Genomic DNA, 18,070 nt, shown 5'->3' with positions numbered 1-18,070 from the left:
ACAAGCCTGAAGTCAAGATCGGCGTCGACATCGGTTCGTCGCACGATGCGATGATTTCGCGCGTCTGTCCCAAGGCCACCATCGTGCGTCTGGAAAAAGCCGACGACGCCACCCTGGCATTGCAAACCGGTCGCGTCGACGTGCAAGTGCTGGTCTGGCTGCTGGCGCTGAACGTGCTCAAGAAGAACCCGAGCCTGGGCACCATGATCGTGCCGATGCCGCTGGAAGCGACCTCGACCAACATCGGCGTGCCGAAGGAAGACGACAAGGCCTGGCTCGACTACATCAACAAGTGGATCGTGCAAGAGCGCGCCGCCGGCAAGGTCAAGTCCACCGTGCTGGAAAACCTGCAGAAGCTGTCCGGCGTGCGTCCGGAAGACGTGCCGCCGCAGATTCCGCTGTAAACGTACGGCGCCGGAAAGCACAAAGGGCTTGTCGCGAGACAAGCCCTTTTTTCATGGCGCCGGGCAGGGTAGCGATCGATCGCGAAGTTGCCTTGGCCTCCGCCTCCACTTCCGCCTGCGGCTATCGGTAGGTGACGCTCACCACCGCGCGTCCGGCCACGGTGCCGGTGCCGACCGTCGCGTCGGTTTGGTAATAGCGCGCGCTGAGGGGGTAACTGTAGGTGCCGTTCAGCCCCTTGACGATGCTCCCGCTTTCGAAACGACCGAACTGGATCGGCAGGTTTGTTGTCTTGTTGACGACCTGGATCGCCACGCCTGCTGCCGAATTGGCGGTGGCGTCCACGGCAATGACGCCCGCCGCCTGGGACGCATGCCGATAGGCAGGATCGAACGAGAGGCCGATATCGGCGACCTGGTCTTCCTGTGCGCACCTGATCTGCACGTTGAAGTCGGTGGGCCGTGCGGTAGTACCGACGCCCTGGAATTCGCGCACCGGGGCTCTACCCAGCGTCACCAGCTGGTTGGTCTGGGTGAAATCGCAGGTGGTCGCCACGACTTTGGCTGTGCTGAATGTGGCGCGCCAGAACCATATGAGATTCGTATTGGAGGTGAGCGAATCCTCCATATGAGCTAACTCACTACCCTCATAGGAGACATACCTGCGGGTGTCGATAGGGCCGGTGATCGCTCCCGTCTTGATAAGCTCAACGCGCAATGAAAAAGGCGCGGTTGCCGCAGTCGGCAGATCATCTTCTCGTGTCGTGAGGTTCAGCCTGCCGTTGACGTTTCCATAACTCATGGAGAGGCGAACACCTAAACCCGGCACGGATGTCGGGGAAATGCCGTTTTCATCCGGAGCGATATGCCCCCCGGCGTAACTCGTGAAATAAATCGTCCGATGGCCTTGGGTTCCACACTGGGTTGTTGGAGTGATGATAGAAGTGAAGGTTCTGTCATACACGATGCTGCCAACGGGAAGGTTCGTGGGAATCGTCAGAGGATCCAGCACGATATTGGTACCTTGCCAGGGTGTGCAGCCTTGGGCGTGAGCTTGGTTCGAGGCTGTCCATAACAAGAGCGACAGCAAAAGCAGAGTCAGTTTTTTCATGGTTGTGGCGGGTTCGTCCATGGCATGGACACATCGGGATTGCATGTCGGCCAAAGATGCCATGGTAGGGATCGACCGCTTGTCGTGCTATAGGAAAGTTCTCAAAAGCGATCCAGGGCGGCCTCGATGGCAACGGCCTCAAAGGTCAATCCCTCTGCACCGTTTCATTCCGCGATGCGCGTACGCAACACCTTCAGCAGCCCGCGCCGGGTCTTGCTGTCGACGCGCTTGCGTTTGGCGCTGCGGGTGGGTTTGGTCGGCCTGCGCGATGGGTGGATGACGCCGGCCTCCCGGATCAGCGCCGCCAGCCGTTCCAGCGCTGCAACACGATTCTGCTCCTGGCTGCGGCTCTGCTGCGACTTGATCACGATCACGCCGTCGCGGGTGATGCGCTGGTCCTTCAGCAGCAGCAACTTTTCCTTGTAGAAGTCGGGCAGCGAGGACGCGCGGATGTCGAAGCGCAGGTGCACCGCGGTCGATGTCTTGTTGACGTTCTGCCCGCCCGCGCCCTGGGAGCGCGTGAAGCTGAGCTCGATGTCCGTATCGGGCAGGCTCAGGTCTTCGGTGATCTGCAACATGGCGCTTCAGCCGCGCCGACGGAGCGCGATGTTCATCGGTCTATCTTGCGCGACAGCACGATCGAGGTGGTGGTCTTGCGCACGCCTTCGATTTCGCCGATGTCGTCGAGCAGCTTGTCGAGTTGTTCGGCCGAGCCGGCGCGCAGCCAGGCGACATAGTCGAACTCGCCGCTGACGGAGCAGAGCTGTTCGATCTCGGGGATGCGCTTGAAGCGCTTGAGGACGTCGCGCGCGGTCTTGGCTTCGACCGTGATCCCGACGTAGGCGAGCAGGCCGCTGTCCTGGGCTTCCTGGCCCAGCTTGACGGTGTAGCCGACGATGACGCCGTTCTTTTCCAGCCGGGCCAGGCGTGCCACCACGGTGGTGCGGGCCACGCCGAGCTGGCGCGCCAGGTTGGCGACGCTGTCGCGCGCCGATTGCTGCAGCAGCGAGATCAGCTTGCGATCGGTGTCGTCGAGCAGGTCGAGGCGGCCGGTCATCGGATCAGCCGCTAGCCGTTGAAGCGGGTGAGGAAGGATTGCGTCGCCGCCTGCTGCGGATTGTCGATGACCTGCGACGGCGGACCGGCTTCGACCACCACGCCGTCGCGCATGAAGATGACCTGGTCGGCCACTTCGCGGGCGAAGGCGATTTCGTGCGTGACCAGGATCATGGTCATGCCGTCGGCCGCCAGTGAGCGGATGACATTGAGCACTTCGCCCACCAGTTCCGGATCGAGCGCCGAGGTGGCTTCGTCGAACAGCATCACGCCTGGACGCATGGCCAGCGCGCGGGCAATTGCCACGCGTTGCTTCTGGCCGCCGGACAGACGTTGCGGATAGATGTCGGCGCGGTCGGACAGGCCCACTTTCTGCAGCAGTTCCAGTGCGTAGGCGCGCGCTTCCGCCTTGGGTTTGCGCAGCACCGTGAGCATGCCTTCCATGACGTTTTCCAGCGCGGTCATGTGCGGGAACAGGTTGAAGTGCTGGAACACCATGCCGGTGTTGGTGCGGAACCTGGCCAGCTCGCGATCCTTGAGCGGCTTGGATGCTTTGGAACCAAAGGTGAAATCCTGCGCGCCGACGCGGATGCTGCCTTGCTCGGGCACGGTCAGCAGGTTGATACAGCGCAGCAGCGTCGACTTGCCGGAACCGGACGGGCCGATCATGGCGACCACGCTGCCCTTGTTGACCTGCAGCGAAATGTCCTTGAGCACCACGTGGTCGCCGAAGGCCTTCTTCAGATTCCTGATTTCAATCATGACTTCATTGCTTACGTGATTGGCGTGATTAGTGTTACTCATGTTCTCATGCTCCCTGTTGCGCGGTCAGGCGGTTTTCCAGGCGCTTGGCCCAGATCGTCGCCGGCAGCAGGATGAGGAAATAGATCACCGCGACCATGGTGTAGATTTCCAGCGGGCGGTAAGTTTCATGCGCGATGATCTGGCCCTGGTACAGCAGGTCCGGCACCGCCAGCACCGACAGCAGTGAGGTGTTCTTGAGTTGCATGATGGACTGGCTGACCAGCGGCGGCGTCATGCGCTTGAACGCCTGCGGCAGGATCACGCGGCGCATCAGCTGGAAGCGCGTCATGCCCAGCGCACAGCCGGCTTCGCTCTGGCCGATGTCGATCGAGACGATGCCGCCGCGGATGATTTCCGAATAGAAGGCGCCGCCGTACAGCGCCAGCGCCAGCAGGGCCGAAGTACCGGCCGACATCTCGATGCCGACCAGCACCGGCAACGCATAATAGAACCACACCAGTTGCACCAGCACCGGCGTGCAGCGGAACACTTCGACGTAGGCACGCAGCGGGCCCGACACCAGCGGGTTGGTCGACAGGCGGCCGAGGCCGACCGCCAGTCCGATCAGCAGGCCCAGCAAGACGCAGGCGACCGTATAGGCCAGCGTGTAGCCGAAGCCCACCGCAATGACGTTGCGGAATTGCCAAAGCGCGGCGAAGTCCCAGTGATACATCGTGTTTCCTTTTCTTTTACTCTTTGGTGTCTGAATTCTTGGTTGCCTCAGTTGCCTGAGTTGCCCGGGTTGCAAAATGGTGCGCAGGCAGGGCAGCATGAAATGTGCCAGTCGATGCAGAAAAGATGGTCGGTCTGACCAATTTCCCTTCCCGAAAACCCCGCAATTGTAATGGAGAATACCGCCCGGGATGTAGCGGAAGCTGTTGTGCAGCGCTTTTGCGGCTGGCCGGCGCTTATTGGTTAAAATAGCGCACGGCCGTTCCGGTCCTCCTTATTCTTCATATTATTTCCCCGTCACCCATGAATCCATCTTCCAGCGTGCAGCGCGTGATCCTGATTACCGGCGCCGCACGCGGCATCGGCGCGGCCACCGCGAAAACCGTGGCCGCCGCCGACACCGGCATGGTGTTGCATGCGCGCGCCGATTCGCCCGAGTTGCAACAGACCGCCGCCGCTTGCCGCGAGCGTGGCGCGCAGTGCGTGACGGCCTTCGGCGACCTGGCTGACGTCAATACCGCCGCCGCCCTGCGCGACGTCGCACTCAACACCTACGGCCGCTTCGACGCCCTGGTTGCCAACGCCGGCTTCGCCGACCGCAAGCGCATCGGCGAGCTCAGTACGCAGGACTGGTCGCGTTCGATTGATGCGCTGCTGGGCGGCTTCTTCCAGCTGGTCACTGCCTGCAAGGACGCCTTGCAACAGGCGCCGGCGGGCCGCGTGGTGGCGGTCAGCTCTTTTGTCGCGCACGTGTATCGGCTCGGCGAATCGGGTTTCCCGGCCTCGGCCGCCGCCAAGGCCGGCATCGAAGCGCTGGTGAAATCGCTGGCGGTGCAGCTGGCGCCGTCGGGCGCGACCGTCAATGCCGTGGCGCCCGGCTACGTGCAGAAATCCGATCCCAACAAATCCGCCATCGACCCGGCCGCCTGGGCCGCCGCGCTGGAGCGCATTCCCATGCAGCGCCTCGGCCAACCGCAGGAAATCGCCAACGTCATCGCCTTTTTACTGAGCCCGGCCGCGTCATACGTCACGGGTCAGGTTTGGCACATCGACGGTGGCCTTACTCTATAAATAGTTAATTCATCATGCACATCATCGTCATCGGCGCCGGCATCGTCGGCGTAACCACCGCCTATTTCCTGCACGAAAAGGGATACACCGTCACGGTGGTCGACCGCCAGCCGGAAGTCGCGGCCGAAACCAGCGTCGGCAACGCCGGCCACGTCTGTCCGTCCTACGCCACGCCGTGGGCGGCGCCCGGGATGAAGGGCAAGTCGCTCAAGTGGTCGCTGCAAAGCTGGCTGGGCATGGAGTCGGCATTGCGCTTCACGCCGCGCCTGGACCGTCATCAATGGCGCTGGCTCGGCCAGTTCCTGTCGCAATGCAACGCCGGGCGCTACGCCGTCAACAAGGCGCGCATGGGACGGTTGGCGCGCTACAGCCACACGCAGCTGAAGGACATCCGCGAACGCCTCGGCATTGAGTACGAACAAACCACGGTCGGCAACCTGCAACTGTTCCGCACCCAGGAAGGCATGGACAACGCCGGCCTTGCCGCGCGCGTGCTGGCCGAAGCGGGCGTGGCCTACGAGTTGCTCGACGCCGGCGCCTGCGTGGCCTTCGACCCGGCCCTGCGCGCCGCGCGCGATCAACTGGTCGGCGGCATGCTGCTGCCGCAGGATGAGACCGGCAACTGCCCGCTGTTCGCCCGCGCGCTGGCCGGCTGGCTGCAGGCGCAGGGTGTCGGCTTCGTGCTCGGCACGTCCGTGCAGCAGATCGAATATGCCGGCGGCGCCGTCACCGGGCTGCGCACCGCCAACGGCCTGTTGACGGCCGACGCCTATGTGGTGGCCTGCGCCAGCGCATCGGTGGCGCTGGTCAAGCCGCTGGGTTTGCAATTGCCGGTGTATCCGGTCAAGGGTTACGCCATCACGGTGCCGGTCGCTGACGCGACGGCGGCGCCGAAGAGCGGCGTGATGGATGAGTACTACAAGGTCGCGATCACCCGCATGGGGTCGCACATCCGCGCCGCCGGCACCGCCGAGATCGGCAGCTGGGATACCAAAGTGACGCCGCGCGATTGCGCCACCGCAGTGAAGTCGTTGAGTTCGCTGTTCCCGGGCGGCGCCGACATGAGCGGCATCAGCTACTGGGCCGGGCTGCGTCCGATGACGCCGGACGGCGCGCCGCTGATCGGCGCGACCGCGTTTTCCAATCTCTACCTCAACGCCGGCCACGGCTCCAACGGCTGGACCACGGCTTGCGGCTCCAGTCGCCTGATCGCCGACAAGATCGCCGGCGTCGCCACCGAAATCATCAGCGACGATCTGAGTCCGTTGCGTGCGTTTGCATAGTCAGCGTGTAAACAAGCTGTTGATGTTGTCGCCATTGCTGAAGTTGCTCAGCGCCCAGCCCGAGCTGGTCCTGTAGAAGATGAATTGCCAGGGAATCGCCTGCTTCTCGGCCTTCTCTATATAGACCAGCTTGAGCAGCGATTCGCCCACCTTTTCGCTGCGGATGAACTCGTAGCCCACCGACCCGCCGATGTATTGCTCCAGTTGCATGCGCGAAGTGCGTGCGCCGAGCCGTGCGCGGTCGAGCGTGTTGACGTCGGTCAGCGTGTACGGCGTCATCGCCGCGTAGGCGTCGTCGGTCTGCCCCTTGCCGGCGGCAGCCATCACCTTGTCGGCGAGCTGGCGTACTTCGGTTTCGTTTTTGAGCGTGTCGGCGTGGACATTGAATGTGGTCGCCGCGAACAACGCGACGATGGTCGTGGACAGCAAGGCGCGCATGATGTTTCTCCTGAAAAATCAGAGCGACCATTGTGCCACCGTCGCGGACAGGCTACAGAAAACCGGCGAGTGTAAAGCCGTGTCCGGCATGGCGTAAATCAGGGTAAAAGCGCGCGAATCCGGGAACATCGGCGGATATGATGAATTTCACTCATCGTCGAACCGGTCGCCGCCATGATCAAAATTCTCTTCGCTTCCGTCTGCGCCGCTTCGGCATTTTCCCTGTCCGGCTGCGTCGTCATGTCGCCCAGTCCGATCGTGGAAGCCGCCAACCTGCTCGGCTCCGCCATCTCCGGCGTCTCGTCGATGACGCCGGCCACGCCGCAGAATCCCATCGTCTTCGCGCACGCGCCGATCAAGGAGATCTGCATCGAGTGGAACGGCGCGGTGGCGCTCAGCGATTTTGTCCCCAGCCTGCAAAGCGAACTGCAACGCCACGGCGTGCCGAGCCGCGTCTATGACGCCGGCACCCAGCCGGGCAGCTGTTCGATGACGCTGGCGTATGCGGCATTCGTCAAATGGGACATGAAGACCTTCAGCAATGCCTATATGCCCTACCTGACGTTTGCCTCGGTGACCTTGCGCAAGGAGGGGCGGGTGGTGGGCAGCGCTTCTTACAAGATGGGGTCGATTGCGCAGGACAAATGGTCTTCCACGGGGAGCAAGCTGGGGCCGGTGGTGGATGCTTTGCTGATCAGCAATCCGGTGGTGGAGGCTACCAATAGTGTGGGGGCGTCGAATGTGTTTGGCGGGTCTTGAATTTAAATCTCAGATCTGGTTTTTTGTTTCGACGTTCCGGCTGTATTGTTGATGCTTTTCTTTCTTCGGACGACCGTGGTTGCCGGGTGCGGCCCGGCAGCCGCTCACTTTCTTTGCTTCGCCAAAGAAAGTAAGCAAAGAAAGGCGACCGCGATTCGCCGCCCCTTCGGGGTTCCCGTTGGCGCCGTACTCAAATCGGGAAGGGAAACAAACTCGCTGCGCTCAGACAAGTTTCCCTTCTTTATCCGATTTGAGCACGNCGCCAACGGCGACTCATAAGCGGAATTCTTTTTTCGGCTCGCTTCGCATTGCCTTGGGTGGCTCGCCTGCGGCATTGTGATGCTCATTCTTGGTTTTATTGGTAGCGGAGAACTGCGACCGTAGCTTCATCATCGTACCCTGGCGATGCGAAGCGAGCCCGTCTCGAATTCCCGCTTGAGAGTAGCCGGTGGCGGCAGGTGCAAATCGGATAAAGAGGGGAAATTTGTCTGAGCGCAGCGAGTTTATTTCCCCTCCCGATTTGTGCCTGCCGACGCCGGGAACCCCCGAAGGGGGCTGCGAACCGCGGTCGCCTTTCTTTGCTTACTTTCTTTGGCGAAGCAAAGAAAGTGAGTAGCCGCCGGGCTACCCCCGGCAGGGTTGATCGAAGAAAAAACAGCATTCATAACGCACAACAAGCAAGTCGGAACAAAACGCCGCTCTCAAAGAGCAGCGCCAATCCCTCCCTCATCACCAAAACGTCAAAACACTCCTGAAAAACTGCTGCATCCATCCCTGCGAATTCGCATCCGCCACCGTCCCGCCGCCAACCTGCTCCAGCCGCGCATCCGCCACATTGCTGGAAGAAACCACATTCCCCCCGCGAATATCGCGCGCCCTCACCACTCCCGAAAACCGCAAGGTATTGATCGACCCGTTCATGCCGATGCGCTTCTCTCCCGCCACCACCAGGTTGCCGTTGGGGAGCACCTCGATGATCGACACCATCAGGCTGCCGGTCATGCTGTTGCTGTTGTCGGTCTGGCCGCTGCCCTTGAAGGAGTCGCTGCCGGTGGCCGTCGCGTTGATGTTGAAGACCGAGGCCAGCAGGCCGCTCATCGACGAGCCGGCGCCGGGGCCGACTTGCTTCAGGCTGGTGTCGCGGCTGTTGGAGGTGGTCGACTTGTTGCTGCCGGTGAGCGACTCGGCGATCTCGATCTTGAGGATGTCGCCGACGTAGTGCGTGGTCGATTCTTCAAACAACTGCGCGCTGCTGACGCGGAAGATCGCGCCGTTGTTTTCGATATTGGCCACCGGATAGGCCGGCCGCACGCTGGTCGGTCCCTGCACCATCGGCGGCGGGCTGCTGCACGCGCTCAACATGCATAAAAATCCTGCCGCATAAGCAGTGCAGGCAATCCGTCCCTGAATCATGATCTTCCCCCCTGGCAAACCGATAAAAACCGATAACCGGCAACGGGTCCTGCAAAGGACAGGCCCTCGCGGCCATCATCGCGGCAAAGCCTGTAAGCGGAAGTTAATGCGCTGTAAATCAGCGAAAACGCCTCTCAAGACGGGTGAAGATTCTTCAAGGAATGTGAAGACGATCCGTATCGCCATTGTCATGAACGCCGAATCCATCGCCAATCCGGCATTTTCCCTGCGGGGACGCTGCGGCGCTAGCCGGCTGGAATTGGTGCAAGCCGCACCGGTGAAGCGCGTCAGCGCGTTTCTTTGGTGAGCGAGTGTCTGAAATATGAGACAAAACCGCAGATTTTTGCGTGGCACAAACCTTGCGATAAGAGGAAAACAGTTTTTATATAAATCATCAAACCATATATGAAACAAAAAGCACTATCTTTTTGCGAAATATCTGCTATATTTGATTCGTATATCTCGCATTTGGTTTGTGGTTTTATATATGAGACAACTGACATTTGTGCCGCACCAGTCACCTACCGGTCGCCGGCTTCAGCGAATGTCACGTAATTAGGCGCGAGGGCGCCAAAGCAACAAGTAACCAACCAAGAGGCATCATGATCGAAATCGAATTTCGCAACGTCGGCAAGAGCTTCGTCGACCGCCAGACTTCCCAGCCGCGCGCCGCGGTCACCAACGTCAACCTGTCGATACGCAGCGGCGAAGTGGTTTCCATCATCGGTCCGTCGGGCTGCGGCAAGAGCACCTTGCTGAACATGGGAGCCGGCTTGTACCTGCCGACCTCCGGCGAAGTCATCGTCGGCGGCCAGCGCGTCACCAAGCCGGTCCGCAACGTCGCCTTCATGCTGCAAAAGGACTTGCTCATGCCCTGGCGCAATATCCGCGCCAACGTCTCGCTCGGGCTGGAAATCGACGGCGTCAACGCCGCCGAGCGCAAGCGCGTGGCCGACGAGTTGCTGGCCAAGTGCCACCTCAAGGGCTTCGAAGAACACTATCCCTATCAATTGTCCGGCGGCATGCGTCAACGCGCCGCGCTGGCCCGCACGCTGGCGGTGGATCCGCAAGTGCTGCTGATGGACGAGCCGTTCTCGGCGCTGGACGCGCAGACCAAGATGGTCTTGCAGCAGGACCTGGCCAAGATGCTGTTCGAAAAGAAAAAGACCGCGCTCTTCATCACCCACGACCTGGTCGAAGCGATTGCCCTGTCGGACCGCCTGCTGGTCATGAGCGAGCGTCCCGGCACCATCATCGAAGAGATAGAAGTCAACCTGCCTTTCCGCGACAACCCGCTGGAGCGCCGCAAGCTGCCGGAGATCGGCCCGCTGCAAGGCCGCCTGATGGAGTTGCTCAAAGTAGGCAAGGAAACCGCCGAATTGCATTAAGACGTATCCCGGCATCCCGACATCCAACCTGATCACCACCGAACAATAGGAGTGAAGCAAGCATGACAAAATTTCTCGCCTCTTTCTGCAGCAAACTGGTCCTGAGCGCCGCCGTTGCAACGACACTCGCGGTTACCGTCGCCGCCGCGCTGGTGCCGGGCATTGCCCACGCCGCGCCTGAAGAAGTGACCTACCTGCTGCCGGCGCCGCCGAATTCCCCGGCCTTCGCACCGTGGGTGCTGGCGCAGCACAAGGGCTATTACGCCGACGAAAACCTCAAGATCAACTTCATCGTCGCCAAGGGCGGCGTCGACGTCGCCAAGCAGATCGGCGCCGGCAACGCCGTCATCGGCGGCGCCATCGGCGACACACCGATCGTGGTGCGCGCCAATGGCATTCCGGTCAAGGCGATTGCAGTTCTGGGCGCAGGCTCGATCACCATGGTCGCCGCCAACGCCGGTGAAAACATCAAGTCGCTCAAAGACCTCAAGGGCAAGACCGTCACCGTGATGTCGTACACCGACACCACTTACTACGCCTTCCTCGGTAGCCTCAAGACAGCCGGCCTGTCCAAGACCGACCTGCAGATCCAGGCCGCCGGTCCGGCAGGCGTATGGCAAGTGTTCACCGCAGGCAAGGCATCGGCATTCGCCGGCGTGCCTGACTGGGTTGTCAATTCCACCGATGCCGGCGCCAAGGTCGAGCTGCTCGACAACGGCGGCTTCAAGAGCATGGCGCAAGCGATCCTGGCCTCCGACGACACCATCAAGAACAAGCCCGAATTGCTCAAGCGCCTGGTGCGCGCCACCCTGCGCGGCATGCAGGACATCATGAAGGATCCGAAAGCCGCCGCCACCGACTACGTCGCCGCACTGCCTGCCTACAAAGGCAAGGAAGCCAGCATCGAAGCGACCTTCGAGATGTATCGCAAATACGTCTACGCCGGCCAGAAGACGCTGGGCCAGATCGATGCCGCCCGCATGGACAGCGTGCAGAAGTTCTACGTCAGCGAAGGCATCGTGACCAAGGCCACGCCGGTCAACGAACTCTTCACCAATCAATTCGTTGGAACAGCAAGATAAATGGATACCTCTACTACAGCCAATCCCATGACTACGCCTGCGCCGGAGACCGGCACCATCGCCAAGGTAAAACGCCCGCTGCTCAATGAGCGCGCGCGCACCGTCTGCGGCAGCCTGGTGGTGCTGGTCCTGTTCCTCGCCTCATGGCAATGGGGGCCGGGCTGGCTCGGCATGCCGGAATACATCCTGCCGAACCTGTCGCACGTGCTCAGGGAATCGGTGGTCATGTGGAACAACAACGACTTGCTGACGCACTTCGGCATCACCGCCATGGAAGTGGTGTTCGGCTTCCTGTTCGGCGCGTTGCTGGGATTGGCTGTCGGCGTTGCGCTGGGTTTGTCGCCGCGCGCCGAAGCGATGCTGTCGCCGTACATCCTGGCCTTGCAGATTGCACCGAAGGTCGCGTTTGCACCGTTGTTCGTGATGTGGCTCGGCTACACCATCTACCCGAAGATCATCGTCGCCGTGCTGATCGTGTTCTTCCCGATCATGATCAACGTGCTGTCGGCCGTCCGCACGGTGGATCCCGACATGGTCAACCTGGTGCGCACGCTCAACGCCGGCCGCTGGCAGATCTTCCATCTGGTTGAGTTTCGTTCGGCGCTGCCGGCGCTGTTCTCCGGCCTGCGCATTGCATCGACGCTGTCCGTCATCGGCGTGACCGTCGGCGAACTGGTCGGCGGAAATCAAGGCCTCGGCTACCTGCTGGTCGACGGCGAAGGCCAGGGCAATACCGCCGCCGTGTTCGTCGCCATCTGCGCGCTGACGCTGATCGGTATCGTCACTTACGGCGCCGTCGTCTGGGCCGAACGCCGCGTGCTGCACTACCTGCCTAAAGTGCACACCAGCACGGTCTGATGGAGCAATACGAAATGACTTCTTCCACGACGATTCCCAACCAATTGCTGGCCGGTCGCCGCATCCTGATCACCGGCGCCGCGCGCGGCCTCGGCCTGGCGTTCGCCACTGCGGTGGCGGAAGCGGGCGCCAGCGTGGCGATGGCCGACATCCTGCAAGACACTTTGCAGGGCGCGGTCGCCGGTTTGCAACAGCGCGGCCTGAACGTCGCCGGCTTCACCGTCGACCTGGCCGACCCGCAGTCGATCGACGCCTGCGCCAAGGCATCGGTGCAATGGCTGGGCGGTCTTGACGGTCTGGTCAACAATGCGGCGATCACCAATTCGGGCGGCAAGACCACCGAGCAACTGGCGATCGACATGTGGGACAAGGTCATGGATGTCAACGTGCGCGGCACCTGGCTCATGACCAACGCCTGCTTGCCGGCCTTGCGCGAATCGGGCCGCGGCAGCGTCGTCAACCTGTCATCCGACACGCCGCTGTGGGGCGCCACCAACCTGCTGGCCTATGTCGCCAGCAAGAGCGCGGTGATTGGCATGACGCGCTCGCTGGCGCGCGAACTGGGCGGCGACAACATCACCGTCAACGCCGTGGCGCCGGGCCTGACGCTGGTCGAAGCCACCGAATACGTACCGAAGGAACGCCACCAGACTTACCACGACCGCCGCGCCATCCAGCGCGACCAGTTGCCGGAAGACGTCTGCGGCGCCGTGATCTTTGCTCTATCCGATTTGTCCCGTTTTTACACAGGACAAGTCATGGCCGTCAACGGCGGCTTCGTGATGAATTGAATCAAAACCGACTACGTTTCCCTGACCTACCAAGGAGAAAAGAATGACCGACATGTCCGAACAAAACAACGTCAAGCGCAGCTGGGACCAGCCTGAAGGCAGCAGCTTCGGCGACTGGATGGAATCGCGCGTGGCGCGCCTGTCGACCCGCAAGTACGACTGGGACGCGCTGAAGTTCCAGGCCGACCACGATCCGAAATTCCGCCGCGCGCAAATGCGCTACATCGGCACCGGCGGCACCGGCGTGGCGGTCGACGCCAACGTGATTCCTTCGGAGCACTTCACCTTCTCGACCATGATCATCCCGGCCGGCCACGAAGGCCCGCCGCACCTGCATATCGACGTCGAAGAAGTGTTCTTCGTCCTGCGCGGCAAGCTCAAGCTGGTGCTGGAAAAAGACGGCGAGCGCTTCGAAACCATCCTGACCGACCGCGACGTCGTGTCGGTGCCGCCCGGCGTATACCGCGAAGAAATCAACATCGGCGACGAAGATGCGCTGATGTGCGTGATGCTGGGCGCGAAGAAGCCGATCACGCCGACCTATCCGCCGGAACATCCGCTGGCTTCCATCAAGCGCGGCTGATCGGCAGCAAGAGCCCACCGGAAACCGACATGACTCCGCACGCACCCGCCTCCGCCTCCGTCACCTGCGCCGACACGCTGAAGGATTCCCTGAGCCTGCTCGAGGGACGCTTCGCGGAAAGCACCGTTGATCTCGACGACGGCAGCATCGTCTCGTATCGCTCGTGCGGACGCGGCCCGGTGATCGTGCTGCTGCACGGCATCAGCTCGGGTGCGGCGTCGTGGCTGCAATGCGCGCTGCGTCTTGAAAAAGACGCCCAGGTCATCGCCTGGAACGCGCCCGGCTACGGTCGTTCGACCGCACTACCGCAGATGCAGCCAAGCGCAGCCGACTACGCCGCGCGGCTGGAACTGTTCCTGCAGGCGCTGGGCGTCAACAACTGCCTGCTGGTCGGCCATTCGCTCGGCGCCATGATGGCGGCGGCCTATGTCGGCGGCAGCGGCGGCGGCAAGCGCGCCTCGCGCCTGTTGCTGGTCAGTCCGGCGCAAGGCTACGGCAGCGACGCCAAACGCGAACGCGGCCGGCAGATTGCGCAGGAACGTCTCGACGTCCTGCGCGCCATCGGCGTCGAAGGCATGGCCGAGCGCAGCCCGGCGCGCATGTTGTCGGCGCAGGCCGGCGATGCCGAACGCGCCTGGGTGCGCTGGAATATCCAGTGGCTCAACCCGGCCGGCTACACGCAGGCGGTGCACATGCTGTGCGGCGATGCATTGCAGGCCTATGCGCCCAACGGCATGCTCGGACACGTACCGGCGACGGTCTGTTGCGGCGCCGAAGACGTGGTCACCAGCGCCGACGACAGCCGTGAACTGGCCTGGAATTTGAATTTGCCGTTCCACCTGATCGACAATGCAGGCCACGCCTGCTACATCGAACAAGCCGGAGCGGTAGCAGCAGCCATACGTCGCCAGCTCAGCGGTCATCCTTATCAACTTTCGTAAAACAAAAATCATGAACAAACCAGTGCTGCCAGAAGAAGAATCGCAAGAGAAATACCTCGTTCCAGGCCTGGAGCGCGGCCTGCGCCTGCTGTGCGAGTTCAGCCGCCAGGACAAGACCCTGTCGGCGCCGGAACTGGCGCGTCGCCTCGACGTGCCGCGTTCCACCGTATTCCGCCTGCTGACCACGCTGGAACGCATGGGCTTCGTCGAGCGCAACGACGGCGGCCGCGACTACCGCCTCGGCATGGCCGTGCTGCGCCTCGGCTTCGAATACCTGGCCTCGCTGGAATTGACCGAGATCGGTCGTCCGTTGCTGGACCGCCTGCGCGACGAAATCGGCTACTCCTGCAACCTGGTCGTGCGCGACGGCCGTTCCATCGTGTACGTCGCCAAGTCGGTCACACAAACCGCCTTCGCCAGCCACGTCAACGTCGGCACCCGTCTGCCCGCGCACGCTACCGTGCTCGGCCGCGTGCTGCTGGAAGACCTGACCCTGGCCGAACTGCGCGACCTGTATCCGGAAGAACACCTGGAAGTCTTCTCCAGCAATACGCCGAAGACCGTGGTCGAACTGTTCGACATGGTGCAGAACGACAAGCAACGCGGTTACGTGCTGCAGGAAGGCTTCTTCGAAACCAGCATCTCCACCATCGCCGCACCGGTGCGCGATCTCTCCGGCAAGGTGGTGGCCGCGATGGGCGCGACGATCCCGTCGCCGCACATCGACACCGACCAGCTCGACCTGATCGTGGCCAAGGTGCGCGACACCGCGGGCGAACTGTCGCGCCTGCTCGACCATGCGCCGGCAAAGTCGGGCAAGGTCGTCAACATGTGGCGGGAGTAACGGCAATGAGCATGATTCAACTCGAAGGCAAAGTCGCCGTCGTTACCGGCGGCTCTTCGGGCATCGGCCTGGCGACTGTCGAGCTGTTGCTCGAAGCCGGCGCGGCGGTCGCGTTCTGCGGCCGCAACCAGGAACGTTTGCAACAGGTGGAAGCGCAACTGCGCGCGCGCTTCCCGCAAGCGAAATTGTTTTCGTCCGTCTGCGACGTGTTGTCGCATGAGCAGGTGCAAGCCTTCGCCGCCGCCGTGGAAGAAAAACTCGGCGCGGTCTCCATGTTGGTCAACAACGCCGGCCAGGGCCGCGTGTCGACCTTTGCGGATACTGAAGACGCCGCCTGGACCGAAGAGCTGCGCCTGAAATTTTTCTCGGTGATCTATCCGACCCGCGCCTTCCAGCCGCAGTTGCAGCGCATGAGCGCCGTGCATGGCGAAGCGGCCGTGGTCTGCGTCAACTCGCTGCTGGCGATCCAGCCCGAACCGCACATGGTGGCGACTTCCGCCGCGCGCGCCGGCATCCATAACCTGGTGCGCTCGCTGGCGACGGAATTCGCGACACAAAAGATCCGCGTCAACGGCATCCTCATCGGCCTGGTCGAATCCGGCCAATGGCGTCGCCGTTACGAGGCGCGCACCGGCGCCGACCTCGACCTGTCCTGGGAACAATGGACCCAGGCGCTGGCGCAAAAAAAGAATATTCAACTCGGCCGTCTCGGTCACCCACAGGAAGCCGCCCGCGCGATCGTTTTTCTCGCGACGCCGCTTTCTTCGTACACAACAGGCAGCCACATCGATGTTTCAGGAGGACTTTCCCGCCATGCCTAAGCAAAACCAACCAACAGAACAAGTCACCGTGGGCTGCGCCATCGCCGCCTTCCTCGAGCAATGCGACGTCAAGGCAGCATTCGGTGTTATCTCGATCCACAACATGCCCATCCTCGACGCCTTCGGCGAGCGCGGCAAGATCCGTTTCATCCCGGCACGCGGCGAAGCCGGCGGCGCCAACATGGCTGACTCGTATGCACGCACCACCGGTGGTCTGGGCGTCTGCCTGACCTCCACCGGCACCGCTGCCGGCAACGCCGCCGGCGCCATGGTCGAAGCACTGACCGCCGGCACGCCGCTGCTGCACCTGACCGGCCAGATCGAAACGCCTTACCTCGATCAAAGCCTCGCGTATATCCACGAAGCGCCGGATCAATTGTCGATGTTGAAGGCGATCTCCAAGGCCGCCTTCCGCATCCGCAGCACCGAGACCGCCATCAGCACCATCAAGCTGGCCGTGCAGACGGCACTGACGCCGCCGATGGGGCCGGTCAGCGTCGAGATCCCGATCGACATCCAGGCTGCGTTGATTCCGATGCCGTCCGATCTGCGTCCGCTGCCGATCGCCGTGCAGGCGCCTTCCGAACATGCACTCGACGAACTGGCCGAGCGTCTGCTCAAGGCCGGGCGTCCGTTGCTGTGGCTGGGCGGCGGTGCGCGTCGGGCCGGCAAGCAGGTGCAGCGCCTGCTCGATCTCGGCTTCGGCGTGGTCACCAGCACGCAAGGCCGCGGCATCGTGGCGGAAGACGACCCTCGTTCGCTCGGCTCATTCAACCTGCACAAGCCGGTAGAAAATTTCTACCAGACCTGCGACGCCATCGTCGTGATCGGCTCGCGCCTGCGCGGCAACGAAACCCTGAAGTACGAACTGAAGCTGCCGCGTCCGCTGTATCGCATCGACGCCGATCCATCGGCGGAAGGCCGCTGCTACAACAGCGACCACTTCGTCTGCGGCGATGCTGCACTGGCGCTGGAAGGCCTGGCGGATCGCCTCGAAAAACGCAAGAGCGCAATCCACATCGACCCGGCCTTCATGGCCGACCTGAAAAAGGCGCGCGATGCCGCCGTCGCCGGCCTGGTCGACGGTCTCGGTCCCTACAGCGCGCTGGTTGAGCAAGTACAAAAGGCCGCCGGCCGCAAGTTCAACTGGGTGCGCGACGTCACCGTGTCGAACAGCACCTGGGGCAATCGCTATCTGCGCATTTTCGATCCGCTGGCCGGCGTGCATGCACTCGGCGGCGGCATCGGCCAGGGCCTGGCGATGGGCATCGGCGCCGCCATCGGCGCAGCGGTGACCGCCTCGGGCAAGAAGACCTTCACGCTGGCCGGCGACGGCGGCTTCATCCTCAACCTGGGTGAGCTGGCGACTGCCGTGCAAGAAAAGGCCGACATGGTCATCGTGCTGATGAACGACAAGGGCTACGGCGTCATCAAGAACATCCAGGACGTGCAATACGGCGGCCGCCGCCATTACGTCGACCTGCACACGCCGGACTACGCGCAACTGTCGCAGGCGCTGAGCCTGCGCCACACCCGCGTCAGCAACCTGGCCGACGTCGAAGGCGCGTTGAAAACGGCGCTGTCCGAGTCCGGTCCTTTCCTGCTCGAAATCGACATGCTGGCCATCGGCAGCTTCAAGACGGCGTTTGCCGGTCCGCCGGTGACGGAAAAAGCCGCCGCGGAAGCCGCAGCCGCTTCCATCGCCACGAGCAAAACCGCTGCAGTTACAGCAGCAGCCGTCTGAAGAAACTGAG

General features: G+C 62.3%; 20 protein-coding genes and 1 pseudogene. 14 read left to right on the top strand and 7 right to left on the bottom strand.

Features of this window, described 5'->3' with window-relative positions:
* Nucleotides 1-404: pseudogene (locus DXT88_RS20570) on the top strand (transporter substrate-binding domain-containing protein); the annotation flags it as partial.
* Nucleotides 405-525: 121 nt separating this feature from the next.
* Here DXT88_RS20570 and DXT88_RS20565 read toward each other — a convergent pair.
* The 5 genes from DXT88_RS20565 to DXT88_RS20545 form a co-directional block, all read right to left on the bottom strand.
* Entirely contained in the window at nt 526-1,533 is a 1,008-nt protein-coding gene (locus DXT88_RS20565; RefSeq protein ID WP_265215816.1) for a fimbrial protein, read from the bottom strand.
* 143 nt (nt 1,534-1,676) lie between these two features.
* Nucleotides 1,677-2,090, bottom strand: coding sequence for an alternative ribosome rescue aminoacyl-tRNA hydrolase ArfB (gene arfB / locus DXT88_RS20560; RefSeq protein WP_016833388.1), 414 nt, complete (start codon nt 2,088-2,090; stop codon nt 1,677-1,679).
* A 32-nt stretch (nt 2,091-2,122) separates the two neighbouring features.
* Nucleotides 2,123-2,569, bottom strand: a complete 447-nt coding sequence (locus DXT88_RS20555; protein ID WP_265215815.1) for an Lrp/AsnC family transcriptional regulator — start codon at nt 2,567-2,569, stop codon at nt 2,123-2,125.
* An 11-nt stretch (nt 2,570-2,580) separates the two neighbouring features.
* On the bottom strand, nt 2,581-3,372 hold the full coding sequence (locus tag DXT88_RS20550) for an amino acid ABC transporter ATP-binding protein (protein WP_321161126.1): 792 nt from the start codon (nt 3,370-3,372) through the stop codon (nt 2,581-2,583).
* 4 nt (nt 3,373-3,376) lie between these two features.
* Nucleotides 3,377-4,045, bottom strand: a complete 669-nt coding sequence (locus DXT88_RS20545) for an amino acid ABC transporter permease (protein ID WP_016833391.1) — start codon at nt 4,043-4,045, stop codon at nt 3,377-3,379.
* Nucleotides 4,046-4,347: 302 nt separating this feature from the next.
* Here DXT88_RS20545 and DXT88_RS20540 point away from each other — a divergent pair, with 302 nt between their 5' ends.
* Nucleotides 4,348-5,115: an SDR family NAD(P)-dependent oxidoreductase gene (locus tag DXT88_RS20540; RefSeq protein WP_265215814.1), complete on the top strand. Its 768-nt coding sequence runs from the start codon at nt 4,348-4,350 to the stop codon at nt 5,113-5,115.
* A 14-nt stretch (nt 5,116-5,129) separates the two neighbouring features.
* The gene (locus DXT88_RS20535; protein WP_265215813.1) at nt 5,130-6,398 is read left to right on the top strand and encodes a D-amino acid dehydrogenase; all 1,269 of its coding nucleotides are present in this window, start codon (nt 5,130-5,132) and stop codon (nt 6,396-6,398) included.
* On the opposite strand, the gene DXT88_RS20530 is transcribed toward DXT88_RS20535, so the two are convergent.
* Nucleotides 6,399-6,836, bottom strand: coding sequence for a hypothetical protein (locus DXT88_RS20530; protein WP_265215812.1), 438 nt, complete (start codon nt 6,834-6,836; stop codon nt 6,399-6,401).
* Between the two features lie 174 nt (nt 6,837-7,010).
* On the opposite strand from DXT88_RS20530, the gene DXT88_RS20525 reads away from it, so the two are divergent.
* Nucleotides 7,011-7,595 (top strand): cell division protein FtsI, encoded by a 585-nt coding sequence (locus DXT88_RS20525; RefSeq protein WP_265215811.1) that lies wholly within the window; start codon nt 7,011-7,013, stop codon nt 7,593-7,595.
* Between the two features lie 729 nt (nt 7,596-8,324).
* Here DXT88_RS20525 and DXT88_RS20520 read toward each other — a convergent pair.
* Nucleotides 8,325-8,957: a flagellar basal body L-ring protein FlgH gene (locus DXT88_RS20520; RefSeq protein WP_016833397.1), complete on the bottom strand. Its 633-nt coding sequence runs from the start codon at nt 8,955-8,957 to the stop codon at nt 8,325-8,327.
* A gap of 49 nt (nt 8,958-9,006) precedes the next feature.
* Between DXT88_RS20520 and DXT88_RS20515 the strand changes: the two genes are divergently transcribed.
* From DXT88_RS20515 to DXT88_RS20470, 10 genes are all read left to right on the top strand, one after another.
* Nucleotides 9,007-9,315 (top strand): hypothetical protein, encoded by a 309-nt coding sequence (locus DXT88_RS20515; protein WP_265215810.1) that lies wholly within the window; start codon nt 9,007-9,009, stop codon nt 9,313-9,315.
* Between the two features lie 295 nt (nt 9,316-9,610).
* A complete protein-coding gene (locus tag DXT88_RS20510) occupies nt 9,611-10,396 on the top strand; it encodes an ABC transporter ATP-binding protein (protein ID WP_016833399.1) in 786 nt (261 codons plus the stop codon).
* 62 nt (nt 10,397-10,458) lie between these two features.
* Nucleotides 10,459-11,478, top strand: a complete 1,020-nt coding sequence (locus tag DXT88_RS20505) for an ABC transporter substrate-binding protein (protein WP_016833400.1) — start codon at nt 10,459-10,461, stop codon at nt 11,476-11,478.
* A complete protein-coding gene (locus DXT88_RS20500) occupies nt 11,479-12,336 on the top strand; it encodes an ABC transporter permease (RefSeq protein WP_029363254.1) in 858 nt (285 codons plus the stop codon). It begins immediately after the preceding gene.
* 14 nt (nt 12,337-12,350) lie between these two features.
* Nucleotides 12,351-13,127, top strand: coding sequence for an SDR family oxidoreductase (locus DXT88_RS20495; RefSeq protein ID WP_265215809.1), 777 nt, complete (start codon nt 12,351-12,353; stop codon nt 13,125-13,127).
* A 43-nt stretch (nt 13,128-13,170) separates the two neighbouring features.
* Nucleotides 13,171-13,710, top strand: coding sequence for a cupin domain-containing protein (locus DXT88_RS20490; RefSeq protein ID WP_016833403.1), 540 nt, complete (start codon nt 13,171-13,173; stop codon nt 13,708-13,710).
* A 29-nt stretch (nt 13,711-13,739) separates the two neighbouring features.
* On the top strand, nt 13,740-14,651 hold the full coding sequence (locus DXT88_RS20485) for an alpha/beta fold hydrolase (RefSeq protein ID WP_265215808.1): 912 nt from the start codon (nt 13,740-13,742) through the stop codon (nt 14,649-14,651).
* A gap of 10 nt (nt 14,652-14,661) precedes the next feature.
* Nucleotides 14,662-15,495 (top strand): IclR family transcriptional regulator, encoded by an 834-nt coding sequence (locus DXT88_RS20480; RefSeq protein ID WP_265215807.1) that lies wholly within the window; start codon nt 14,662-14,664, stop codon nt 15,493-15,495.
* Nucleotides 15,496-15,500: 5 nt separating this feature from the next.
* The gene (locus tag DXT88_RS20475; protein WP_265215806.1) at nt 15,501-16,316 is read left to right on the top strand and encodes an SDR family oxidoreductase; all 816 of its coding nucleotides are present in this window, start codon (nt 15,501-15,503) and stop codon (nt 16,314-16,316) included.
* Nucleotides 16,309-18,060, top strand: a complete 1,752-nt coding sequence (locus tag DXT88_RS20470) for a thiamine pyrophosphate-binding protein (protein ID WP_265215805.1) — start codon at nt 16,309-16,311, stop codon at nt 18,058-18,060. Before DXT88_RS20475 ends, DXT88_RS20470 begins: the two co-directional genes overlap by 8 nt.
* Nucleotides 18,061-18,070: the final 10 nt, after the last annotated feature.

Source organism: Herbaspirillum lusitanum, assembly GCF_026127345.1.
GTDB classification, from domain to species: domain Bacteria; phylum Pseudomonadota; class Gammaproteobacteria; order Burkholderiales; family Burkholderiaceae_D; genus Herbaspirillum; species Herbaspirillum lusitanum.
This window is presented reverse-complemented; position numbering and strand designations above follow the sequence as displayed.